Source organism: Micromonospora sp. IBHARD004 (assembly GCF_052814115.1).
In genome coordinates this window covers 5,209,793-5,226,578 of sequence record NZ_CP199934.1, presented here as the reverse complement: position 1 = coordinate 5,226,578, position 16,786 = coordinate 5,209,793, and the positions used below count along the sequence as shown (strand labels likewise).

At 69.0% G+C, this 16,786-nt stretch carries 16 protein-coding genes and 1 tRNA gene; 11 read left to right on the top strand and 6 right to left on the bottom strand.

Going from position 1 to position 16,786, the window contains the following annotated elements; all coding sequences use genetic code 11:
- The 4 genes from ACTWO6_RS25430 to ACTWO6_RS25415 all read left to right on the top strand — a co-directional run bounded on the left by ACTWO6_RS25430 (window position 1) and on the right by ACTWO6_RS25415 (window position 4,100).
- Window positions 1-2,844: a thiamine pyrophosphate-dependent enzyme gene (locus ACTWO6_RS25430; protein WP_446216295.1), complete on the top strand. Its 2,844-nt coding sequence runs from the start codon at window positions 1-3 to the stop codon at window positions 2,842-2,844.
- 111 nt (window positions 2,845-2,955) lie between these two features.
- A complete protein-coding gene (locus ACTWO6_RS25425) occupies window positions 2,956-3,393 on the top strand; it encodes a DUF3052 domain-containing protein (RefSeq protein ID WP_089013166.1) in 438 nt (145 codons plus the stop codon).
- A gap of 80 nt (window positions 3,394-3,473) precedes the next feature.
- Window positions 3,474-3,941 carry a peroxiredoxin gene (locus tag ACTWO6_RS25420; RefSeq protein WP_130338777.1) on the top strand — a complete coding sequence of 156 codons (468 nt, stop codon included), beginning with the start codon at window positions 3,474-3,476 and terminating at the stop codon, window positions 3,939-3,941.
- 84 nt (window positions 3,942-4,025) lie between these two features.
- Window positions 4,026-4,100: transfer RNA gene (locus ACTWO6_RS25415), tRNA-Val, on the top strand.
- A gap of 78 nt (window positions 4,101-4,178) precedes the next feature.
- On the opposite strand, the gene ACTWO6_RS25410 is transcribed toward ACTWO6_RS25415, so the two are convergent.
- On the bottom strand, window positions 4,179-5,279 hold the full coding sequence (locus tag ACTWO6_RS25410; protein ID WP_446216294.1) for a tyrosine-type recombinase/integrase: 1,101 nt from the start codon (window positions 5,277-5,279) through the stop codon (window positions 4,179-4,181).
- Between the two features lie 97 nt (window positions 5,280-5,376).
- Here ACTWO6_RS25410 and ACTWO6_RS25405 point away from each other — a divergent pair.
- Window positions 5,377-6,623 (top strand): IS3 family transposase gene (locus ACTWO6_RS25405; protein WP_446216293.1). Its coding sequence is split into 2 segments (ribosomal slippage): window positions 5,377-5,659 and window positions 5,659-6,623, totalling 1,248 coding nucleotides; the frame shifts between segments, so codons are not numbered across the junction.
- 42 nt (window positions 6,624-6,665) lie between these two features.
- Window positions 6,666-7,178 carry a hypothetical protein gene (locus ACTWO6_RS25400; protein WP_446216292.1) on the top strand — a complete coding sequence of 171 codons (513 nt, stop codon included), beginning with the start codon at window positions 6,666-6,668 and terminating at the stop codon, window positions 7,176-7,178.
- Window positions 7,179-7,183: 5 nt separating this feature from the next.
- On the opposite strand, the gene ACTWO6_RS25395 is transcribed toward ACTWO6_RS25400, so the two are convergent.
- Window positions 7,184-7,441: a hypothetical protein gene (locus tag ACTWO6_RS25395; protein ID WP_446216291.1), complete on the bottom strand. Its 258-nt coding sequence runs from the start codon at window positions 7,439-7,441 to the stop codon at window positions 7,184-7,186.
- A gap of 611 nt (window positions 7,442-8,052) precedes the next feature.
- Between ACTWO6_RS25395 and ACTWO6_RS25390 the strand changes: the two genes are divergently transcribed.
- Window positions 8,053-8,799 carry a hypothetical protein gene (locus tag ACTWO6_RS25390; RefSeq protein WP_446216290.1) on the top strand — a complete coding sequence of 249 codons (747 nt, stop codon included), beginning with the start codon at window positions 8,053-8,055 and terminating at the stop codon, window positions 8,797-8,799.
- A gap of 250 nt (window positions 8,800-9,049) precedes the next feature.
- Here ACTWO6_RS25390 and ACTWO6_RS25385 read toward each other — a convergent pair whose 3' ends face one another.
- A complete protein-coding gene (locus tag ACTWO6_RS25385; protein ID WP_446216289.1) occupies window positions 9,050-9,376 on the bottom strand; it encodes a DUF6331 family protein in 327 nt (108 codons plus the stop codon).
- Window positions 9,377-9,787: 411 nt separating this feature from the next.
- On the opposite strand from ACTWO6_RS25385, the gene ACTWO6_RS25380 reads away from it, so the two are divergent.
- Both ACTWO6_RS25380 and ACTWO6_RS25375 read left to right on the top strand, forming a co-directional pair.
- On the top strand, window positions 9,788-10,123 hold the full coding sequence (locus ACTWO6_RS25380) for a hypothetical protein (RefSeq protein WP_446216288.1): 336 nt from the start codon (window positions 9,788-9,790) through the stop codon (window positions 10,121-10,123).
- A 189-nt stretch (window positions 10,124-10,312) separates the two neighbouring features.
- Window positions 10,313-10,462, top strand: coding sequence for a hypothetical protein (locus tag ACTWO6_RS25375; protein ID WP_446216287.1), 150 nt, complete (start codon window positions 10,313-10,315; stop codon window positions 10,460-10,462).
- 141 nt (window positions 10,463-10,603) lie between these two features.
- Here the strand turns inward: ACTWO6_RS25375 and ACTWO6_RS25370 are convergent, their stop codons facing one another.
- Window positions 10,604-11,509 (bottom strand): hypothetical protein, encoded by a 906-nt coding sequence (locus ACTWO6_RS25370; RefSeq protein ID WP_446216286.1) that lies wholly within the window; start codon window positions 11,507-11,509, stop codon window positions 10,604-10,606.
- Between the two features lie 305 nt (window positions 11,510-11,814).
- Window positions 11,815-12,201 (bottom strand): hypothetical protein, encoded by a 387-nt coding sequence (locus ACTWO6_RS25365; RefSeq protein WP_446216285.1) that lies wholly within the window; start codon window positions 12,199-12,201, stop codon window positions 11,815-11,817.
- A 422-nt stretch (window positions 12,202-12,623) separates the two neighbouring features.
- On the opposite strand from ACTWO6_RS25365, the gene ACTWO6_RS25360 reads away from it, so the two are divergent.
- Entirely contained in the window at window positions 12,624-13,559 is a 936-nt protein-coding gene (locus ACTWO6_RS25360; protein ID WP_446216284.1) for a gamma-glutamylcyclotransferase, read from the top strand.
- Between the two features lie 304 nt (window positions 13,560-13,863).
- On the opposite strand, the gene ACTWO6_RS25355 is transcribed toward ACTWO6_RS25360, so the two are convergent.
- Window positions 13,864-15,093 carry an IS110 family transposase gene (locus tag ACTWO6_RS25355; RefSeq protein WP_446216283.1) on the bottom strand — a complete coding sequence of 410 codons (1,230 nt, stop codon included), beginning with the start codon at window positions 15,091-15,093 and terminating at the stop codon, window positions 13,864-13,866.
- 464 nt (window positions 15,094-15,557) lie between these two features.
- Here ACTWO6_RS25355 and ACTWO6_RS25350 point away from each other — a divergent pair, with 464 nt between their 5' ends.
- Complete coding sequence (locus ACTWO6_RS25350) at window positions 15,558-16,010, top strand: hypothetical protein (RefSeq protein ID WP_446216282.1); 453 nt, start codon at window positions 15,558-15,560, stop codon at window positions 16,008-16,010.
- Window positions 16,011-16,786: the final 776 nt, after the last annotated feature.

The following is a 16,786-nucleotide window of genomic DNA, read 5'->3' as shown; positions in this document are numbered from 1 at the left end:
ATGCTGTCCGACGTGACCACCCCGCAAGATCTCGACGACCGGTTCCGGGAGTCCCTGGGCGCGCTCGTCGCGCCCGCCCGGCGACGTGACCTCGACGAGCCGCCCACCGAAGGCGCGCCGCTGACCGGAGCGCAGGCGCTGGCCCTGTTCGACGCCCAGGTCACCAGTCGACTGCTGGACCTCGCCGGGCGCTGGCTGCGCAGCTTCGGTGAGGGCTTCTACACCATCGGCTCCGCCGGTCACGAGGGCAACGCGGCGGTGGCCGCCGCCCTCCGGCCCACCGACCCCGCCCTGCTGCACTACCGCTCCGGCGCCTTCTACTGCGTCCGGGCCGCCCAGGCCGCCGGGGCCTTTCCGGCCGGCGACGGCGCCGCCGACTCCTCAGGGACCGGTCCCGGCGGGCAGTCCGACGGCGTCGGCCCGCCGGACGGGGTCGGGTCGGCCGCCGACGACGAGGCCGGGTCGGCCGCCGTCCGGCCGGACCCGGAGACCGCGGGGCGGGACAGGCTCCCCGACCCGGACCGGCCCGGCACGGCCCGGGTCGGGTCGGCCGCCGACGACGAGGCCGGGTCGGCCGCCGTCCGGCCGGACCCGGAGACCGCGGGGCGGGACAGGCTCCCCGACCCGGACCGGCCCGGCACGGCCGAGGCGGACGACCCGGACCGGCCCGGCGCGGCCGGGACGGACGACTCCGACCGGGCCGGGACCGACCCCGGACGGTCGGCGGCGGAGGCCGTCGAGCCGCCGCACGGGACCGCGGCACCCGATCACGACCGGGACGCCGAGCCCGTCGAGGTGGCCGCTGTGCCGCTCGGCGCCGGGGTCGCGGTCGACGCCACCGGCGAGGCGGTGGTAGGTGCCCCCGCCGCCGTCGGCGAGGACGCGTACTCCGAGGCGGCGCGGGACGTGCTGCGGGGGATGGTCGCCTCGGCCCGGGAGCCGATCGCCGGTGGCCGGCACAAGGTGTTCGGCCGGGCCGACCTGGCCGTCATCCCCACCACCTCCACCATCGCCTCGCATCTGCCCCGGGCGGTCGGCATGGGGCTGGCAATGGAGCGGCAGCGCCGGGTCGGCGGCGGACGGCGGGCCGGGTCCGCGGCGTCGAGCGGCGAGACGGCCGGCTCCCCGTGGCCGCCGGACGCGATCGTGGTCTGCTCGTTCGGCGACGCCTCGGTCAACCACGCCAGCGCCACCGCCGCGTTCAACACCGCCGGCTGGTACGACCACACCGGCCTGCGCATCCCGGTCCTCTTCGTCTGCGAGGACAACGGCCTCGGCATCAGCGTCCGCTCCCCGCAGGGCTGGGTGGCGGCGACGCTGCGCGCGAAACCGGGGATCCGCTACTTCGCCGCGGACGGCGCCGACCCGGTCGAGGCGTACCGGGTGGCGGGGGAGGCGGCGGCCTGGGTGCGGCGGCACCGGCGGCCCGCGGTGCTGCACCTGACCACCGTGCGGCTGATGGGGCACGCCGGGGCGGACGCGGAGGCCGCGTACCGGAGCGCGGCGGAGATCGCCGCCGACGCCGAGCGGGACCCGCTGCTGGCCACCGCGCGGCTGCTGGTCGAGGGGGGTTTCGCCACCGGCGAGGAGCTGCTGGCCCGGTACGACGAGCGGGGCTGGCAGGTCCGCCGGCTGGCCGAGGAGGTCCTCGACGAGCCGAAGCTCGCCTCCCCGGCCGAGGTGGTGGCGGCGCTGGCCCCGCGCCGGCCGGTACGGATCTCCCGGGCCGTGGCCGAGGCGGGGGCCCGGGCGGCCGGACCGAACGCGAGCGCGCGCGCCGAGGCGTTCGGCGGCAAGCCGCCGGAGCTGGCCGGCCCGCTCACCCTGGCGCAGAACATCAACGCGGCGCTCGCCGACGGGATGCTGGACCACCCCGGAATGGCCGTCTTCGGCGAGGACGTCGCCGCCAAGGGCGGGGTGTACGGGGTGACGAAGGGGCTGCGGGACAGGTTCGGGGCGGCCCGGGTCTTCGACACACTCCTCGACGAGACCTCGATCCTCGGACTCGGCCTCGGTGCCGGGATCGCCGGGATGCTGCCGGTGCCCGAGATCCAGTACCTGGCGTACCTGCACAACGCCGAGGACCAGCTGCGCGGCGAGGCGGCCACCATGCAGTTCTTCTCCGGCGGGGCGTTCCGCAACCCGATGGTGGTGCGGGTCGCCGGGCTGGCGTACCAGGAGGGGTTCGGCGGGCACTTCCACAACGACAACTCGGTGGCCGTACTGCGGGACGTGCCCGGCCTGGTGATCGCGGTGCCGGCGCGGCCGGACGACGCCGCGCCCATGCTGCGGACCTGCCTGGCCGCCGCGGCGGTGGACGGCAGCGTCTGCGTCTTCCTGGAGCCGATCGCGCTCTACCACACCCGGGACCTGTACGCCGACGGCGACGGCGAGTGGCTGGGTGAGTACGCCGAACCGGGCGGCTGGGCGGCCGGCCACGTCCCGGTCGGTCGGGCCCGGGTGTACGGGGTCGGTTCCGCCGAGGACGTCACGATCATCACCTTCGGCAACGGGGTGCGGATGTCGCTGCGGGCGGCGGCCACCCTGGCCGACGAGGGGATCGGCAGCCGGGTGGTGGACCTGCGCTGGCTCGCGCCGCTGCCGGTGGCGGACATCATCCGGGAGGCCTCGGCGACCGGCCGGGTACTGGTCGTCGACGAGACCCGTCGGTCGGGCGGGGTGGGCGAGGGGGTGATCGCCGCGCTGGTCGACGCCGGCTACGTGGGCGCGGCGCGGCGGGTGGCGGGAGTTGACTCGTTTGTACCATTAGGTCCGGCGGCGCGTCAGGTTCTGGTCTCCGAGGAAGCCATTACCCAGGGTGCCCGTACGCTGCTGGCACGGTAAATTCCGTTCCACCCGGTGCGCCACTTGCGCGGGGAGCCACAACTGTGTGGACTTGGCCCGACGGTGTCGTACGACGCCGCGAGCAGGGATGAGATGAGGAGGCACGCGACAGTGAGCGCGACCGCTGGTCAGGCCGCCGACGGGGTACGCAGCCTGGCGGACCGGTTCGGGATCGAGCCGGGGATGGTCGTCATGGAGATGGGGTACGACGACGATGTCGACCAGGATCTCCGGGACGCCCTGACCGACCGCTGTGGAGAGCTGGTCGACGAGGACACCGACGAGGTGGTCGACTCGGTGCTCGTCTGGTACCGCGACGGCGACGGTGATCTCTTCGAGCTCCTCGTCGACGCCCTCGGGCCGCTGGCCGACAACGGGGTGGTGTGGCTCCTGACGCCCAAGGCCGGGCGGGACGGCCACGTCGAGCCGAGCGAGGTCGCGGAGAGCGCGCAGACCGCCGGCCTCCAGCAGACCTCCACCATCAACGCGGGCCGCGACTGGAGCGGCGCCCGCCTGGTGCTCCGGCGCGGGTCCAAGGCGAAGAAGTAGCCGACCCTGCACGTCCCGGCGGCCCGCGCCGCCGGGTGTGGCAGGCTGATCGTCTCCAGACTCGACCCCGAGGAGCTCGCATGACCATCGAGGTTGGCGCCGAGGCGCCGGACTTCGTGCTGAAGGACCAGAACAACCAGGAGGTGCGGCTCTCCGACTTCCGGGGCAAGCGCACCGTGCTGCTGGTCTTCTACCCGCTCGCCTTCACCGGCATCTGCCAGGGTGAGCTGTGCGAGGTGCGGGACAACCTCAACGAGTACGTCAACGATGACGTCCAGGTGCTGACCGTCAGCGTCGACTCGGTCTACGCCCACAAGATCTGGGCCGACCGGGAGGGCTACCAGTTCCCGCTGCTGGCCGACTTCTGGCCGCACGGCGCGGTGGCCCAGGCGTACGGCGTCTTCAACGACGTCGCGGGCATCGCCAACCGGGGCACCTTCGTGATCGACAAGGCCGGCGTGGTCCGGTTCGCCGAGATGAACATGCCGGGCGAGGCGCGCGACCAGGAGGGCTGGCGCAAGGCGCTCGCCGAGACCGCCGCCGCCTGATCCCAGAACCGGGCATACCGTTCGACCGGGCCGGTGACCGGCAGGTAAGCTTGCCAGCCACCGGCCCGCCGTATCGGGCGTTCCGGGCGCGTAGCTCAGTGGGAGAGCACTCGCCTTACAAGCGAGGGGTCGCAGGTTCGAAACCTGCCGCGCCCACCACCATTGACCAGCAAGGGAGCCGATCACAAGATCACTCCCCCTGTCTCGTTGTAGCAGCGCATGTAGCAACGAGACGCCTCAGTCGAGTTCGTCATCAAGACGCTTCACCGCCGCTCGCATCGCCTCAAGGTTCGTATGGGCGTAGATCTTCAACGTGATATCGACGTGCGCATGCCGAGCGATGGCTTGCACCAGGTGCGGCGGCACGCCCAGGTCCAGGAGCAGCGTCACCATGGTGTGCCGCAGGTCATGTAAGCGGATGTCAGGCAGCCTGGCCCGCTCCCGGAGGCCAGCGAAGTGCCGGTTGAGGTTGCGCGGCTCCATTGGCGTACCAAGCTGTGACGGAAAGACCAGCCCGTGTTCGGTCCAGTCCTTGCCGGCCGCCTCCCGCTCGATCTTTTGGCGCTTCTGGTGATCGAGCAGCGTCAGCCAGGTCACCTCCGGCAGCGGCAACACGCCATCGGAGTCCTCCGATTTGGTGTCCTGCACCCGCAGCCGGCCAGCGACGCGTTGGACGGTTTGTTCGATGCTCAGGATGCCCCTGTCCAAGTCAAGATCCTGCCAGCGCAGCCCGAGTAGCTCACCACGACGCAGGCCGAGCGTGGCGGCCACCAGGTACAACGGATGCAGCCGGTGTCCCTCGGCGGCTCTCAGCAGGGTCTTAACCTGCTCGACGCTTAGACCCTTACCCACCTTGTATCGAGGCGCTGGCACCCGGACCAGGGTGGCAACGTTCCTGCTGACGAGCTCCTCGCGCATCGCTTGGCCCAAGGCGTTACGCAGCACCGCATGGATGAACTGCACCTGTCGCGTGCTGGGGTGCCGCTTGCAGCATTCGCCAACCGAGCAGCAACGCTTGCCGACTGCCCGGTGCTGATCGAGCTTGCCAGTGCAGCACAGACACTTCTGCCGGCAAGCTGTCATGAAGGCCCGGACGTCCTGCACGGTGAGCTTGTCCAGGCGCTTCCCGCCTAAACCGGGGATCAGGTGCAGTCTTACGGCGGCCTCGTAACCGCGCGCCGTGGTTGGGCGCAGATCCGCGACGTACGCGGCCAACCAGTAGGTCAGGAACTCGCCTACTCTGCTCGACCTCTCAGGAGCAGGGATGCCCTGGTGCGAGCGCGCCACGAGCCGAGTCAGTTTCTCGTATGCCTCATCCCAGGTGTCGCCGTAGACCACCTTGCGCTTCGGTACGCCAGCCGTAGTCAGCACGTACGCAGCGCCTTGAACCGCCCCGGGTTTGGTAGCGGCGCGACCTCTTGTGGAGGATCGAGTCATGTCACGCCCTTCCCCCTATCCGCGTGAGCTGCGTGAGCGAGCGGTGCGGATGGTCGCCGAGGTGCGGCCGAATTACGAGTCGGAGTACGCGGCGATCGGCGCGGTGGCCCACAAGCTTGGGATCGGCACCGCGGAGACGCTGCGTAAGTGGGTGCGCCAGGCCCAGGTCGACGCCGGTGAGCGTTCCGGGGTGAGCACGGACGAGTCGGCGGAGCTGAAGCGGCTGCGTCGGGAGAACGCCGAGCTGCGCCGGGCGAATGAGATCCTGAAGGCGGCGTCGGCTTTCTTCGCGGCCGAGCTCGACCGGCCACAGGCACGCTCGTGAGGTTCATCGACGAGCACAAGCAGGTGTTCGGCGTCGAGCCGATCGGCCGTGCCCTGAGTGAGCACGGCTGGCAGATCGCGGCCAGCACCTACCGCGCCGCCTGCCGACGGACGCCCTCAACCCGCTCGCGCCGTGACGCATGGCTCGGGCAGGAGATCCGCCGGGTGCACGCGGCGAACTACGGCGTCTACGGAGCCCGCAAGGTGTGGCTGACGCTCAACCGTGAAGGCGTCCCGGTTGCCCGCTGCACCGTCGAACGGCTCATGCGGCAGCTCGGCTTGCGCGGGGTGGTGCGCGGCAAGACCCGCCGCACCACGATCGCCGGCGAGCATGCGGCGCGTCCGGCGGACCTCGTGCAACGGCGGTTCACCACCGAGGCGCCGAACCGCTTGTGGGTCGCCGACTTCACCTACGTGCCCACCTGGTCCGGGATGGTCTACGTCGCGTTCGTCATCGACGCCTACTCCCGCCGGATCGTCGGCTGGCGGGCGGCCACCAGCATGAAGACCAGTCTCGTATTGGACGCCCTGGAGATGGCGATCTGGGCCCGCGGCCGCACCGGCGTCACGGACTTGGCCGGGCTGGTGCATCACACCGACGCCGGCAGTCAGTACACCTCCATTGCGTTCACCGAACGCCTCGCCGCCGCCGGCGTCGACCCGTCCGTCGGATCCGTCGGCGACGCCTACGACAACGCCCTGGCCGAATCCACCATCGGCCTGTTCAAGACCGAGCTGATCAAACCGCGAGGGCCGTGGCGCACCTGCGACCACGTCGAGATCGCGACCCTGGAGTACGTCGACTGGTACAACCACCGCCGCCCCCACAGCGGCGCCGCGGACCTACCACCAGCCGCCTTCGAAGCCCTCTACCATCCCAACCAACCACGGCTGACCCAGCCAGAAACCCAACCCATCTAGCCGCTACCAAACCCGGGGCGGTTCACTGGCATTGGAGGCGGGGTGGCGGTGAAGGCAGGTAGGAAGCGTCGCCCAGCTGTCGCCGCGCTGTCGCCGCGCGAAGCGCATTCCGGGCCGGTCACCCTGATGGGCCAGATTCTGCGCGGGCTGGCGCTGCGCCAACCGGAGGAGCGCGAGCGGGCTCGACTGAAGATGCATGAGCCCGGCGGTTCGGTCGACTCGATGCCGGTCATCGATGCCGCGTTCGAGCTCGCGGTGCGGCGTCGGTTCGCGCCGGGTGCCGATCTCCGGGAGATTGCCTCGTTCGTCGCGGACGTCCGGGTGGGTTTCGGCCCGACCATCGACGTACTCGCGATGGAGGCGTTGATCCGGCGGGCGCTCGGCGAGGAGACTCACATCGATGATCTGGACTCCAAGACGGTGATCGAGTTGAAGTGCGCCACCCTCGTGGCAGTGCACGATGTCCTGTCCTGGAGCGACGTGGACACTGACCAGCTTCTGGCCGAGGCGGAGGCGCTGGTGAGGGCAAAGGGCTTCAGCCCCGCGCTCGGCTAGGCTAGCTACTGATCCTGCCGGTGGTTGGACTCCTGCCGGACCGCCTCCGTGAGATCCCGCCAGGTGCCAGCCGAGGTCTTCATCATTCGGTCGACCATCGAGCGGGCGGATGCTTCGTCCGAGAAGTCGTACGACACCTCCTGCCCTTCATCGCCACCGATGCGGCCACGGACTCGCCAGAGCCGGCGGTCGGAGAGCAGCCAGATGTCCCGCCGGGCCATGCGACCCCATGACCCGTTCCAGTAGCGACCGCGTACCTCCACCGGCAGCAGCCTACTCGTACACATGTTCGACCGACCGGCTGCCGGCGGAGTTGTTCAAAGTTTCTGTACGTCTTCAAGGCGGCCCGCAACGGGCCGCACGCGCCGTCGCCTGGGCGCGCGCCGGCCGCTGCCGCTGTCGCTCTGCGGCCGTCACGCCGGATGCCCGGCGGCTGGCGCGGAAAGCGGTGAGCCCGGAGGGCCGCCGCAGAACGACAGGCCGTTGACCGGTGAGGGGTGGGCCGGCAGCCGGCCGGGCCGCGCGGCCAGCACCCGCGCGGCGTAGGGGAGGGCACGCCGACCGCGTCGGCGAGCTGGCGGCGGTCGCGGGGTTGCAGCTACGGCGCCTCCGGCGGGGGCGCTCCGGCTCCAGGATGGCCGGGGCTGCGCCGGTGGGTTACGGTCCGTGGGTGGTTGCGGAAGGAGCCATCCCGCCTGCCATCGACCCGGGCAAGCCGAGCAGACCACCGCCCGACCCGCCAGCGTCCGTACGAGCCGTCAAGGTCCGCTTGACGTGGCGGGCCGGGCGGGCGGCCCGCTCCCCGAGAGGGCGGGTCGACGGCGAACGGGATGGCGGGAAAGGTGCCGAGCGAGGTGCCATGCATGATCTGCCTATGTCAGTGCCTCAGCCGGCCGACCTGGATCTCTTGCCTGATGACCTGCGTGACCTGTTGGTGCCGTTGCTGCGTCCGGCGCCCATCCCGCAGGGGCGACTGGAGGAGTGGAAGGCGGAGCGGAGAGCCGTTGAACTGCAAGGCCAGGAACTCGTCGCTCGAGTGGTAACAGCGCCGGCTCTGAGCCGTGGGATCGTCACCGACGCCATCTGCCGACGGTGGCTTGATGCTGCTCCTACTGCTGCCGACAAATTCTGGTTTGGGTCAATCCTGCGCGCCAGGCTCGCCGAGCAGGTGATCCTGCCGACGCTCCTCGAACGGCTCGCCCGACCGAGCGTTCCCGAGCTGCGATGGCTGTATCAAGTCTGTGTGGCCGTCAGCCTGGATCTCCGTCGGGTCCTGCCGTTCCCGGAGGACGAAGACGCGTACGGCGGACTGCTTCGCGAGGCTCTCGCCCTGGATCCCGACGATGTGATGACCTGGCGGCTGCTCGCCGACCTGCTGCTTGACCGGGTGGGCTATGGAACCCACGAGTGGAGCTTGGGCAGAGGACCAGTCGACGGTGGGGCCGAGGAGTGGCTTGAGACCGCCAGAGAGGCCGAGCTCATCATCGCGAGCGCCCCACCCGGCGCTCTACCCACACGCTACGCAGAGGAGATCAGGGATCAGATCGGCAAGCTCACTAGCTGGATCGAGTACAAAGCGGCTGAGCCGGGGATTCCATTCTTCGACTGGCTACGCATGTAGTCCGGATCCTGATGCGACCTGTGGGCTGCAACGAGCCGAGGACATTCGGCACAAGGGCTGGGACCGTGATCCGTGCCCGCCTTGTGCCCGACGTAGCGGGCAACAGCGGTCAACAGCCGGCAACTCCGCCGCTCAACCTCAACGATCTGTGCTCTTCCGCCCCGAAGGCCGTCACTCACTGTGCAGACCAATCCGATTCCCAAGCTGACAGTAGCCTTAAGCATCAGTTCGGATCGATCACCTCGACCGCTCACGACGCGTCGCCGGCCGCCAGTCCCGCGTCGAACGCGGCCAGGAAGTCCAGCAACTGACGCCGCGCGGCGTCGTCGTGCGTGCGGTGGTTCAGGAATGTCGACGTGACGCGGTGCGAGCGGTCCTCGACCACTTCGATCAGCTCGGCGAGTTGAAGCCGAGCCTCGACCACCGCGACCGACCCCACCTGACGGCACCACGCCTCGATAAGGGCGGGATCGGTGGAGACGGCGTCGATCCCGCAGCACGCGCGGACACACTCGACCTCGCAAAAGATGATGCACTTGCTCAGGGGCGGTGGTATTTCGACCGACACGTCCACCATTGCCGCTCCTTCCGCTGAGCCCACCGCAACGGTGACGGGTTGCCGATGCTAGCGCCCGTCACCGGACCGCACTCCTGCGGAATTTGGCGGCCACCGGCCCGGATCGTCCGGCGACCGCGTCGCCGAAAGTCATTGAGTTAGGACAGGGAAGCATCAAAGAGGCAGCGAAACGTACCAGACCGCCGATGCAGGACCGCACCGCTTGACGGCGATCCGCGAGAATCCGGTACTCAAGGCCTACTGACGACAGCCGTCGGCGGCCCGTGACGGCGTTCGAGACGAAGTGGTCAAGGTGTGCCAGCGAGACTGCCGGCAGGGCTTGACGACCATCGGGGCCCGGGATGACAGGAAGCGGTGGGGCCGAAACCGCACTACGGCCGGAAGTTGGTACCTCCGGCTACCCTGGCGTCCGTGATGACCTTCGACGCGGTCGGGCTCGCGATGAACATCCTGACCGCAGGCGTCTCGCTCGCCGCGATCATGCTTGCCGCCGTCGTGTTTGTCCGCAGCCGACGCGCCGAGACTGTCAGGCTGTTCGGTCGAGCAATACATCGTCCTAGGCTATGGGCGTCGGCGGTCGTGTGCGTGGGCCTTTCCGGTCTTCTCCTGATGAGCAGCGACGCTATGCCCAGCAGTTGGCAGAAGCCACGGTCGGTGATCTACGGCGCACTGTGGTTGGCCTTCCTTGTCTTGATGATTACTCATCTGCTCAGCGCGGAACGCGCCAAGCGTCGCCGCGACTCGTGACCTGTACAGCACAGAAGTACAGCAACGAACCCAACCGCTGGAGCCTCAGTCCGGCCGTATGGGGCTCGCGACCTGCTCGCCGGGACCTCAGCGACCGCCTCGCCGGCAATCCGTAGGAGCAGGGCTGCCCCAGGTGCGATACTTCGCGTGTGGCACACGAGTCCGGCGTCCCGTGAGCAGGCTGATCGGTTGACCCTGATTTCCGGGTGGTGTTGCGTCAAGCTTGACCGGCCGGTCCTGGTTCAGGCAGGCGACACCGTATGGGTCGAGGACGGCTATCTGATGGTGGAGCGCGTCGGCGGAGAGGTAACGGCACACGCCGGCCTCGGGCGCCGCTGAACCCCATAGCTGGGCGCTCTACGGAACATTCACGGAATGATCTAGCACCGATGAGGCGTGGCGGCGCGCGTCTGCGCAGGTCGTCGCCAGGATGTCTCGCGGAGGACAAGCCCCTTCCTAAACCGTGTGTCGCAGGGCGAGTCAGCCGAGGCCGAGCCGGTGCAACGCGAGGGCCACGAACCCGCGCACCGACCGGTCCCAGCCGGGTACTTCGGCATCGAAGTCCGAGCTGCGGGCGTCGGTGAGGACGTCGAGGGCCAGGTCGGGTAGCTGGTCGCCGAGCCGGTACGCCAGCCCCACCGCCGCCGTGACCCGGACGACCGCAGCGTTCGTGGCCAGCATCTCGTGGAGGCAGGCGTCGATCCGCTCCGAGCCGACCGGACAGTGGCCGAGGGTCAGGTTGGCGCTGGCCCGGGTGGCGGCGCGCGTCTCGTCATCCGGGACCGCGATGAGCCCGGCCAACGCGGCCTCGTCGGGTGCGAACCAGGCGAGTAGTTCGGCGGCGTACCCGGCCAGCTGCGGGTCCGGATCGGTGAGCCAGCGGACGTACCGGTCGGTGTGCCGGGCTCCAGCGTGAAAGGCGTCGGCCTCCCAGCGGACCGCCACGTCGTCAGCCAGTTCCGCGGCCTCCTCGTGCTCGAACAGGTTTTCGGCGTCCAGATGTCGCTCCACCAGCGCCGCCTGCTTGTCGGTGATCCCCTCGGCGGCGGCGAAGGTCCGCCGCGGATCGAACGGCAGCTCGTCGTCGCGCCGGTCGCCGAGCACCACCGAACGGAGCAGGTCGGCTACCGCTGCCCGGTCCGGGGTGTCCGGGTCGTCGGCGAGCGCTACCAGGAACGGCACCACGTGACAGCTCGCCCCCCATCGCGTGCCCTGGTGGTAGACGTTGCCGAACAGCTTGGACAACGCACGGCGCCGGACCGGCACCTCCGCCGAGCGCAACGCCCGCAACTGGTCCGGTACGTCGACGGCCGGCCCATACGCGTGGTGCAGCGACTGCCACGGGACCTCGTCGAGCCCGGCCAGCGGGTCGGTCATTTGATCCATCCGGCGGTTTTACCAGCAGCGGGCAGGGAGCCGACAGCAGCGGCTGACATCAGTCGTTGACATCAACGATGGCGGCCGAAGCCGGATGAGTGCGAACGGGTGTCGCCTCCGGCCCGAACCCGCCGGACGTCAGCGGACGCTACGACTCTTGACGAAAGCGCCTTGTAAGCGAGGCGTCAGCCGGCCAGCGGCCTGTTCGCGGCAATTTGGCGCCGGCATTGGCCTCCGCGGCCGGCCGCACCGCCGGACGGCCAGCGGCGTGGACGAGCGCGATCAGCGGAGCAGGTTCGATTCACGGTGCCGGCTCACGGAAGGCTGCGGCGGACGATCATGGCCTCCACGGCTTCCTTGCCCGCCACCAGGCTGGCGCCGGTCAGCTCGCGGTACATCTTGATGGCCTGGATTTTCTTCCCGGCCTGGGCCAACTCGTTGACCGACGCCATGCTCGGTGGCAACTGGCTCCACGGCGGTGGCTCCCGTCGCGGCCACAGCGCCTCGCGCCACGTCATCCCGGACACCCTGCGCAGCAGCCAACTGAGGACCAGCAACCCGACGAACCCGCCACCGACAGCGGCCAGGCCACCGCCATGATGACCGAGAAGCCTCTCGTCGATGAGGTACCGAACTAACCCCAGCGACACACCGACCAACGGAAGCCCATCGGCGACCCGGCGCAACTTCGGTCGATCCACCTGCCGCTCCCTTCGCCTGTTGAGCATCCCACGACAAGGCTCACGACCAACAGGCCGCGAGTCGCGAGCACGATCCATCTCCTGTCGTACGTCCGTCGTGGTCTCGACGCCTGTCGATCCAGGAAATCGTGCAGCGGCAGATAACCAGACCCGCCGATCAACGACCACGACACGCGGCACAAGAAGATCCGGACTACGCCTCGTAGGCGAGGCGCTAGGCAGCGAGGCAGCCAAAAGGCAGCGCGAGCCTCGATGCGGGTCGGACCCAAACGCCAAACGACGGGATACAGCACCTGCTCGTCGATGCGGGCCGCCACCAGATGGCAGCGGCCGACAGCGTTAGACCGCATCCCCCCAGCGGGTCGGAGCTCCGTTGCGCCCGCCGGAACGCCGCGTAGATCATTCGGTGGCACAATCGCTGGGTGCCACCACTCAGGCCGCCCCAGGATCGAGTCCTTCCGCTGTTCGTCTACGGCTCGCTGAAGCCCGGCGAGCTGGCCTTCGGTCTGCTCGAGCCACATGTCGACCGGCACGTTGAGGCCACCGTGGCCGGTGTGATCAAGCTGCGTGATGGACTGCCGTTGTACGCTTCCTCGGCTGCCGGGCGTGTCCACGGCTCTCTCCTCTTCTTTTCCGCGGACAAGGCCGATGAGGCCTGGCAGATCGTGGCTGACTTTGAGCCACGTGCCCAGTACGGCTGGGACACGACCGAAGCCGTGACTGAAGATGGCCGGACCGTCACTGCCAAGGTTCTCGCCGGCAAAAGGCTGCAGGACGGAGTCTCTGGAGATCCAATACGGGAGTGGTCGGCCAGGCATGATCCAGTGCTTAGTGAGGGACTTGCCGAGGTCCGGCGGCTCGTGCTAGAGGCGGCGCCGGATGGCGTGGAGGCGCAACCGGACAGCCCCGAGTTCTGGCACCGGTTCTTCCGCCTCCAAGCGTCCTACCTCCTGCTGTGGAGCGTCGTTGAACGATACACGGCGCTCCGCTACGGGCCAGCGCTAAAGCCCATGGTCCGGGTTGACAAACTGGGCGACGACCTTGCGTTTCGTGCCGCCCTCAAGACCGTGGGCGCCAAGCCCGACAAGGTCGTCGACAGCAGGTATCCCACCGAGACATTCGAGTTGGGGCCGGATGGGACCGGTGGCGCCGGCTATTACTACGCAGTCCGATCGAACCTGTCTCATCGTGGGAAGGGCGCGTTTCGGGATGCACGCCTGGTGCTAAAAGCGGCCGTCGAACTGCATGACGCAATGCTGGTCTTGCTGGAACAGTATGGGTCGGTCCCCGTAGGAGCTGACCTGGCTGAGGTTTGGCTGCGGCACCTGCTGCCTGCTGGCGTAACGGAGTGCCGGTGAGCGGTGCGGCATCAGTGCCTCCCCGCCGCACGCGATGGAGCCGCATAGCCGTCAACAGCGGCGACGCCGGGCGACAGTGGCTCGCGCTGCCGATTTGTGAAAGGCAGCGCTAACGCACCGAGCGCCGTAGTGACAGCTGAGAGCAGATGTGGCCGGACAGGCCATGGCGTGCCCTCGTTGACGGCGGCCGACACCCAATGCAGCCGTTGGTACGCCGGACCCGGCTCCCCACAGCCAGGCTCGGGCCGGGCCGCCGGAACGGCTGTCGACAGCAACGCTGACAGACATCCCATGAGCGCTGCGGTCAAGCAGCGGCGTCTTGGTGGTGCTGTTCGCGGTGTTGCCAGGCGGTGTTCTCGTCGTAGTGGGTGCCGGTTTTGAGGCAGCCGTGGAGGATGCCGACGAGGCGGTTGCCGAGTTGGCGTAGTGCGGCGTGGTGGCCGAGGCCGCGGTGGCGTTGCTGGTCGTAGTAGGCGCGGGCGCCGGGGGAGGCTTTGAGGGCGGCGAAGGCCTGCCGGCCGATGGCGTCGATGAGTCGGTCGTTGTGCACGTAGCGGGCCAGCACGATCTTCTTCTTGCCGGACTGGCGGGTGATGGGGCTGGTTCCGGCGTAGTTGCGGCGGGCTTTGGCGTCGGCGTAGCGGGTGGTGTCGTCGCCGAATTCGGCTAGCACCCGGGCGCCGAGGATTCGGCCCAGGCCGGGCTGGCTGAGGTAGGTCTCAGCGTCCGGGTGCTGCCCAAAATGCGCCTCGACCTGCTCTTCCATTGCCTTGATCTGGGTGTGCAGCGTGGTCAGGATCGCTACCTGGGCGCGGACGGTGGCTGCGTAAGCGGCGGTCACGAGCGGCGGCTGGCCCAGCTGCTGGGTGCGTAACGCTGCCTGCACCTTCTCGGCCTTGGCCGGCACATCACGGCGGCGGGCCCGTTTCAGCGCGGCGGTGATCTGCGCAGTGGTCAGCCGGGCCGCCGACGCCGGGTCGGGAGCCTTGCCCAGTAGCTGCAGGGCGTCGGCGGCGGCGAGGTCGTCGAACGCGACCAGGGCGGCGGGGAAGAACTCCCGCAGCGTCTGCCGCAGCCGCAACGTGTGACGGGTGCGTTCCCAGATCAACGTCTGGTGCGCCCGGGCCACGACCTTGACCGCCTCGGCTGCAGCGCTGTCGCCGGCGACCGGGCGGAGCTGATGCCGGTCGGTACGCACCATGTCGGCCAGGGCGTGGGCGTCACCAGCGTCGCTTTTCGCACCTGAGACACCGTGCCGTTCCCGATACCGGGCCACCTGCAGCGGGTTGATCGCATACACCTGATAGCCGGCCGCGATCAGCGCCTGCACCCACGGGCCCCGGTCGGTTTCGATGCCGACCACCACCTGGACCGGGTCGCCGTCCTCGCCCAACTGCTGGCCGATCAGCGCGTGCAGGCGGGCGATGCCGGCGATCCCTTCCTCAAGTTTGGCCTTGCCCAGCCGTCGGCCCGCCTCGTCCTGTATCTCGACATCGTGGTGGTCCTCGGCCCAGTCGTCTCCCACGAACAACACGTCGTCCTCCCGCAGGTCCACAGTCGCGCGAGCTGTCTGGCAGCCTCCGGGAGACCTTCCGCAAGCTAATGATCAAGTGCTCACGCACCTGCGGCGGGCACGACATCCCATCAGCGATTCCGTCTCCCGACCACCGGCAGGGGCACGATCTGTCAATAGGACTGCCACGCGTCCTGCAACGGGGAGTGCTCACCCGCCAGCGGCTACCGGACCCGAGTCTGCCGTAACTGACCCGGCAACTCTCATTAGCAACGCCGCCGGACGGCGGCACGTCGACGCGCGCTGGCACGGACGAAGCTCCGAGCGTGCAGCCGTTGCCGGACGCCTGCGGACGCGACGCACAGAGCTTGTAAGCGAGATGTCACGACCGGGGACGGGCGACGCCTGCGAACGGTGACGCGCTGCCAGTAGCACGCAAGCGGTTAGGGGCTGCCGTCACCCACTTGCAGTCATACCCTGACCAGATGCCACAAGATCCAGACCATGTCCACCTGTACCGGTTGTTGGCGATGCTTCCCGGACCAGATGATCAAGACTTCTGGAAAGTCGTTGCTGGGGACAACGGCGTAGACCTGCACTACGTCTACGAGAAGATGGGCCACTTGGCCCACTACCGCAGAGATCCAGCGCCGGCCAGCAACCCTGGATACACGATCGCGAACTTCTGCACCTACCTGATCATGTTCTTCGGCGGGGAGAGGCCCGAGACCTGGCGGCGGATCGCCAGCCGGCTGTTCAACGTCGGCGACAACCAAGGCGGACTCGGCACAAGGTTCGCTGCCGACCTGACCGATACGGCTTGGCGCCTGATCGCCCGCTACCGGCCTTCGGACGGCGCCCATCTAGGCAACTGGTCCATGGGCGCAGGTGCGCTACCCGTTGGCGAAGGAGTAGTACCGCGTCATGGAGTGATTTGAGCGTGCCCGTTGTGTGCCCGACCCGACGGTAGGCGAGGGTCAACGGCGGTCAAGGCTGACCAGCCGGTGACGCCGTTGACCAGCGCCAACCGCAGGTCAGATCGCCGCCTGCTCGCTGACGGCGAGAATCCCCAAACCGTGTGCCGCTCGGAGGCCGGCTCGTTGCCTCGTGGCTCCTGGCCGTTGCGGTGACGGTCGCGACCGACCATCATGGCCGGATGATCGATCTAAGGAGCCATGCCGCGTAGGCGGCCGAGCATCATTCGTCGTGCGCGTGCCAGGGCGCGGGCGTCGAAGACGACTTCCAGGATTCCTGGCCTTTCCAGCGGCACCGTCGCGGAGATCTCTCGATTGGAGAGAAGCCGCCTCCGCCCGGGGGACGTGCAAGCTGCCTGGGAGCGATGGAGTCGCTTCGTTCGAGGACCCGTCAGAGATCTGGACCGCGTCGCGCTTGTTGGAGACGCGGGAGAGTTCTACGACGGATGCGTCTGCTGCGGCCCGACCGACTTCGGGCGCAGGAGTCTGGAGAACGCCATGCTGATGCTGTCGACTCCCGCCGCCCGCGACCTGCGAGCGCAGGTGGGCAAGCTCGATCAGCTCTTGGCCTGGCGAGCCCGTCGAGCGGGTGCAGCTCATCTCCTTGGGGTGTGGTGGCACGAGTAGGTGCCGTGAACCCACGGCGTGCAGTGCGGAAGTACAGCAAGCAAACGGACCGAGAATCCATAGCTTCAGGGCCATGTCGATGCGCCTACTCTCTCGGCCACTCACGGAAGCAG

Bases quoted from the DNA above. Each gene is read 5' to 3' on its own strand.
- ACTWO6_RS25430 (WP_446216295.1), top strand. From the start codon at position 1: ATGCTGTCCGACGTGACCACCCCGCAAGATCTCGACGACCGGTTCCGG.
- ACTWO6_RS25420 (WP_130338777.1), top strand. From the start codon at position 3,474: ATGACCATCGAGGTTGGCGCCGAGGCGCCGGACTTCGTGCTGAAGGAC.
- ACTWO6_RS25390 (WP_446216290.1), top strand. From the start codon at position 8,053: ATGTCAGTGCCTCAGCCGGCCGACCTGGATCTCTTGCCTGATGACCTG.
- ACTWO6_RS25385 (WP_446216289.1), bottom strand. From the start codon at position 9,376: ATGGTGGACGTGTCGGTCGAAATACCACCGCCCCTGAGCAAGTGCATC.
- ACTWO6_RS25370 (WP_446216286.1), bottom strand. From the start codon at position 11,509: ATGGATCAAATGACCGACCCGCTGGCCGGGCTCGACGAGGTCCCGTGG.
- ACTWO6_RS25350 (WP_446216282.1), top strand. From the start codon at position 15,558: ATGCCACAAGATCCAGACCATGTCCACCTGTACCGGTTGTTGGCGATG.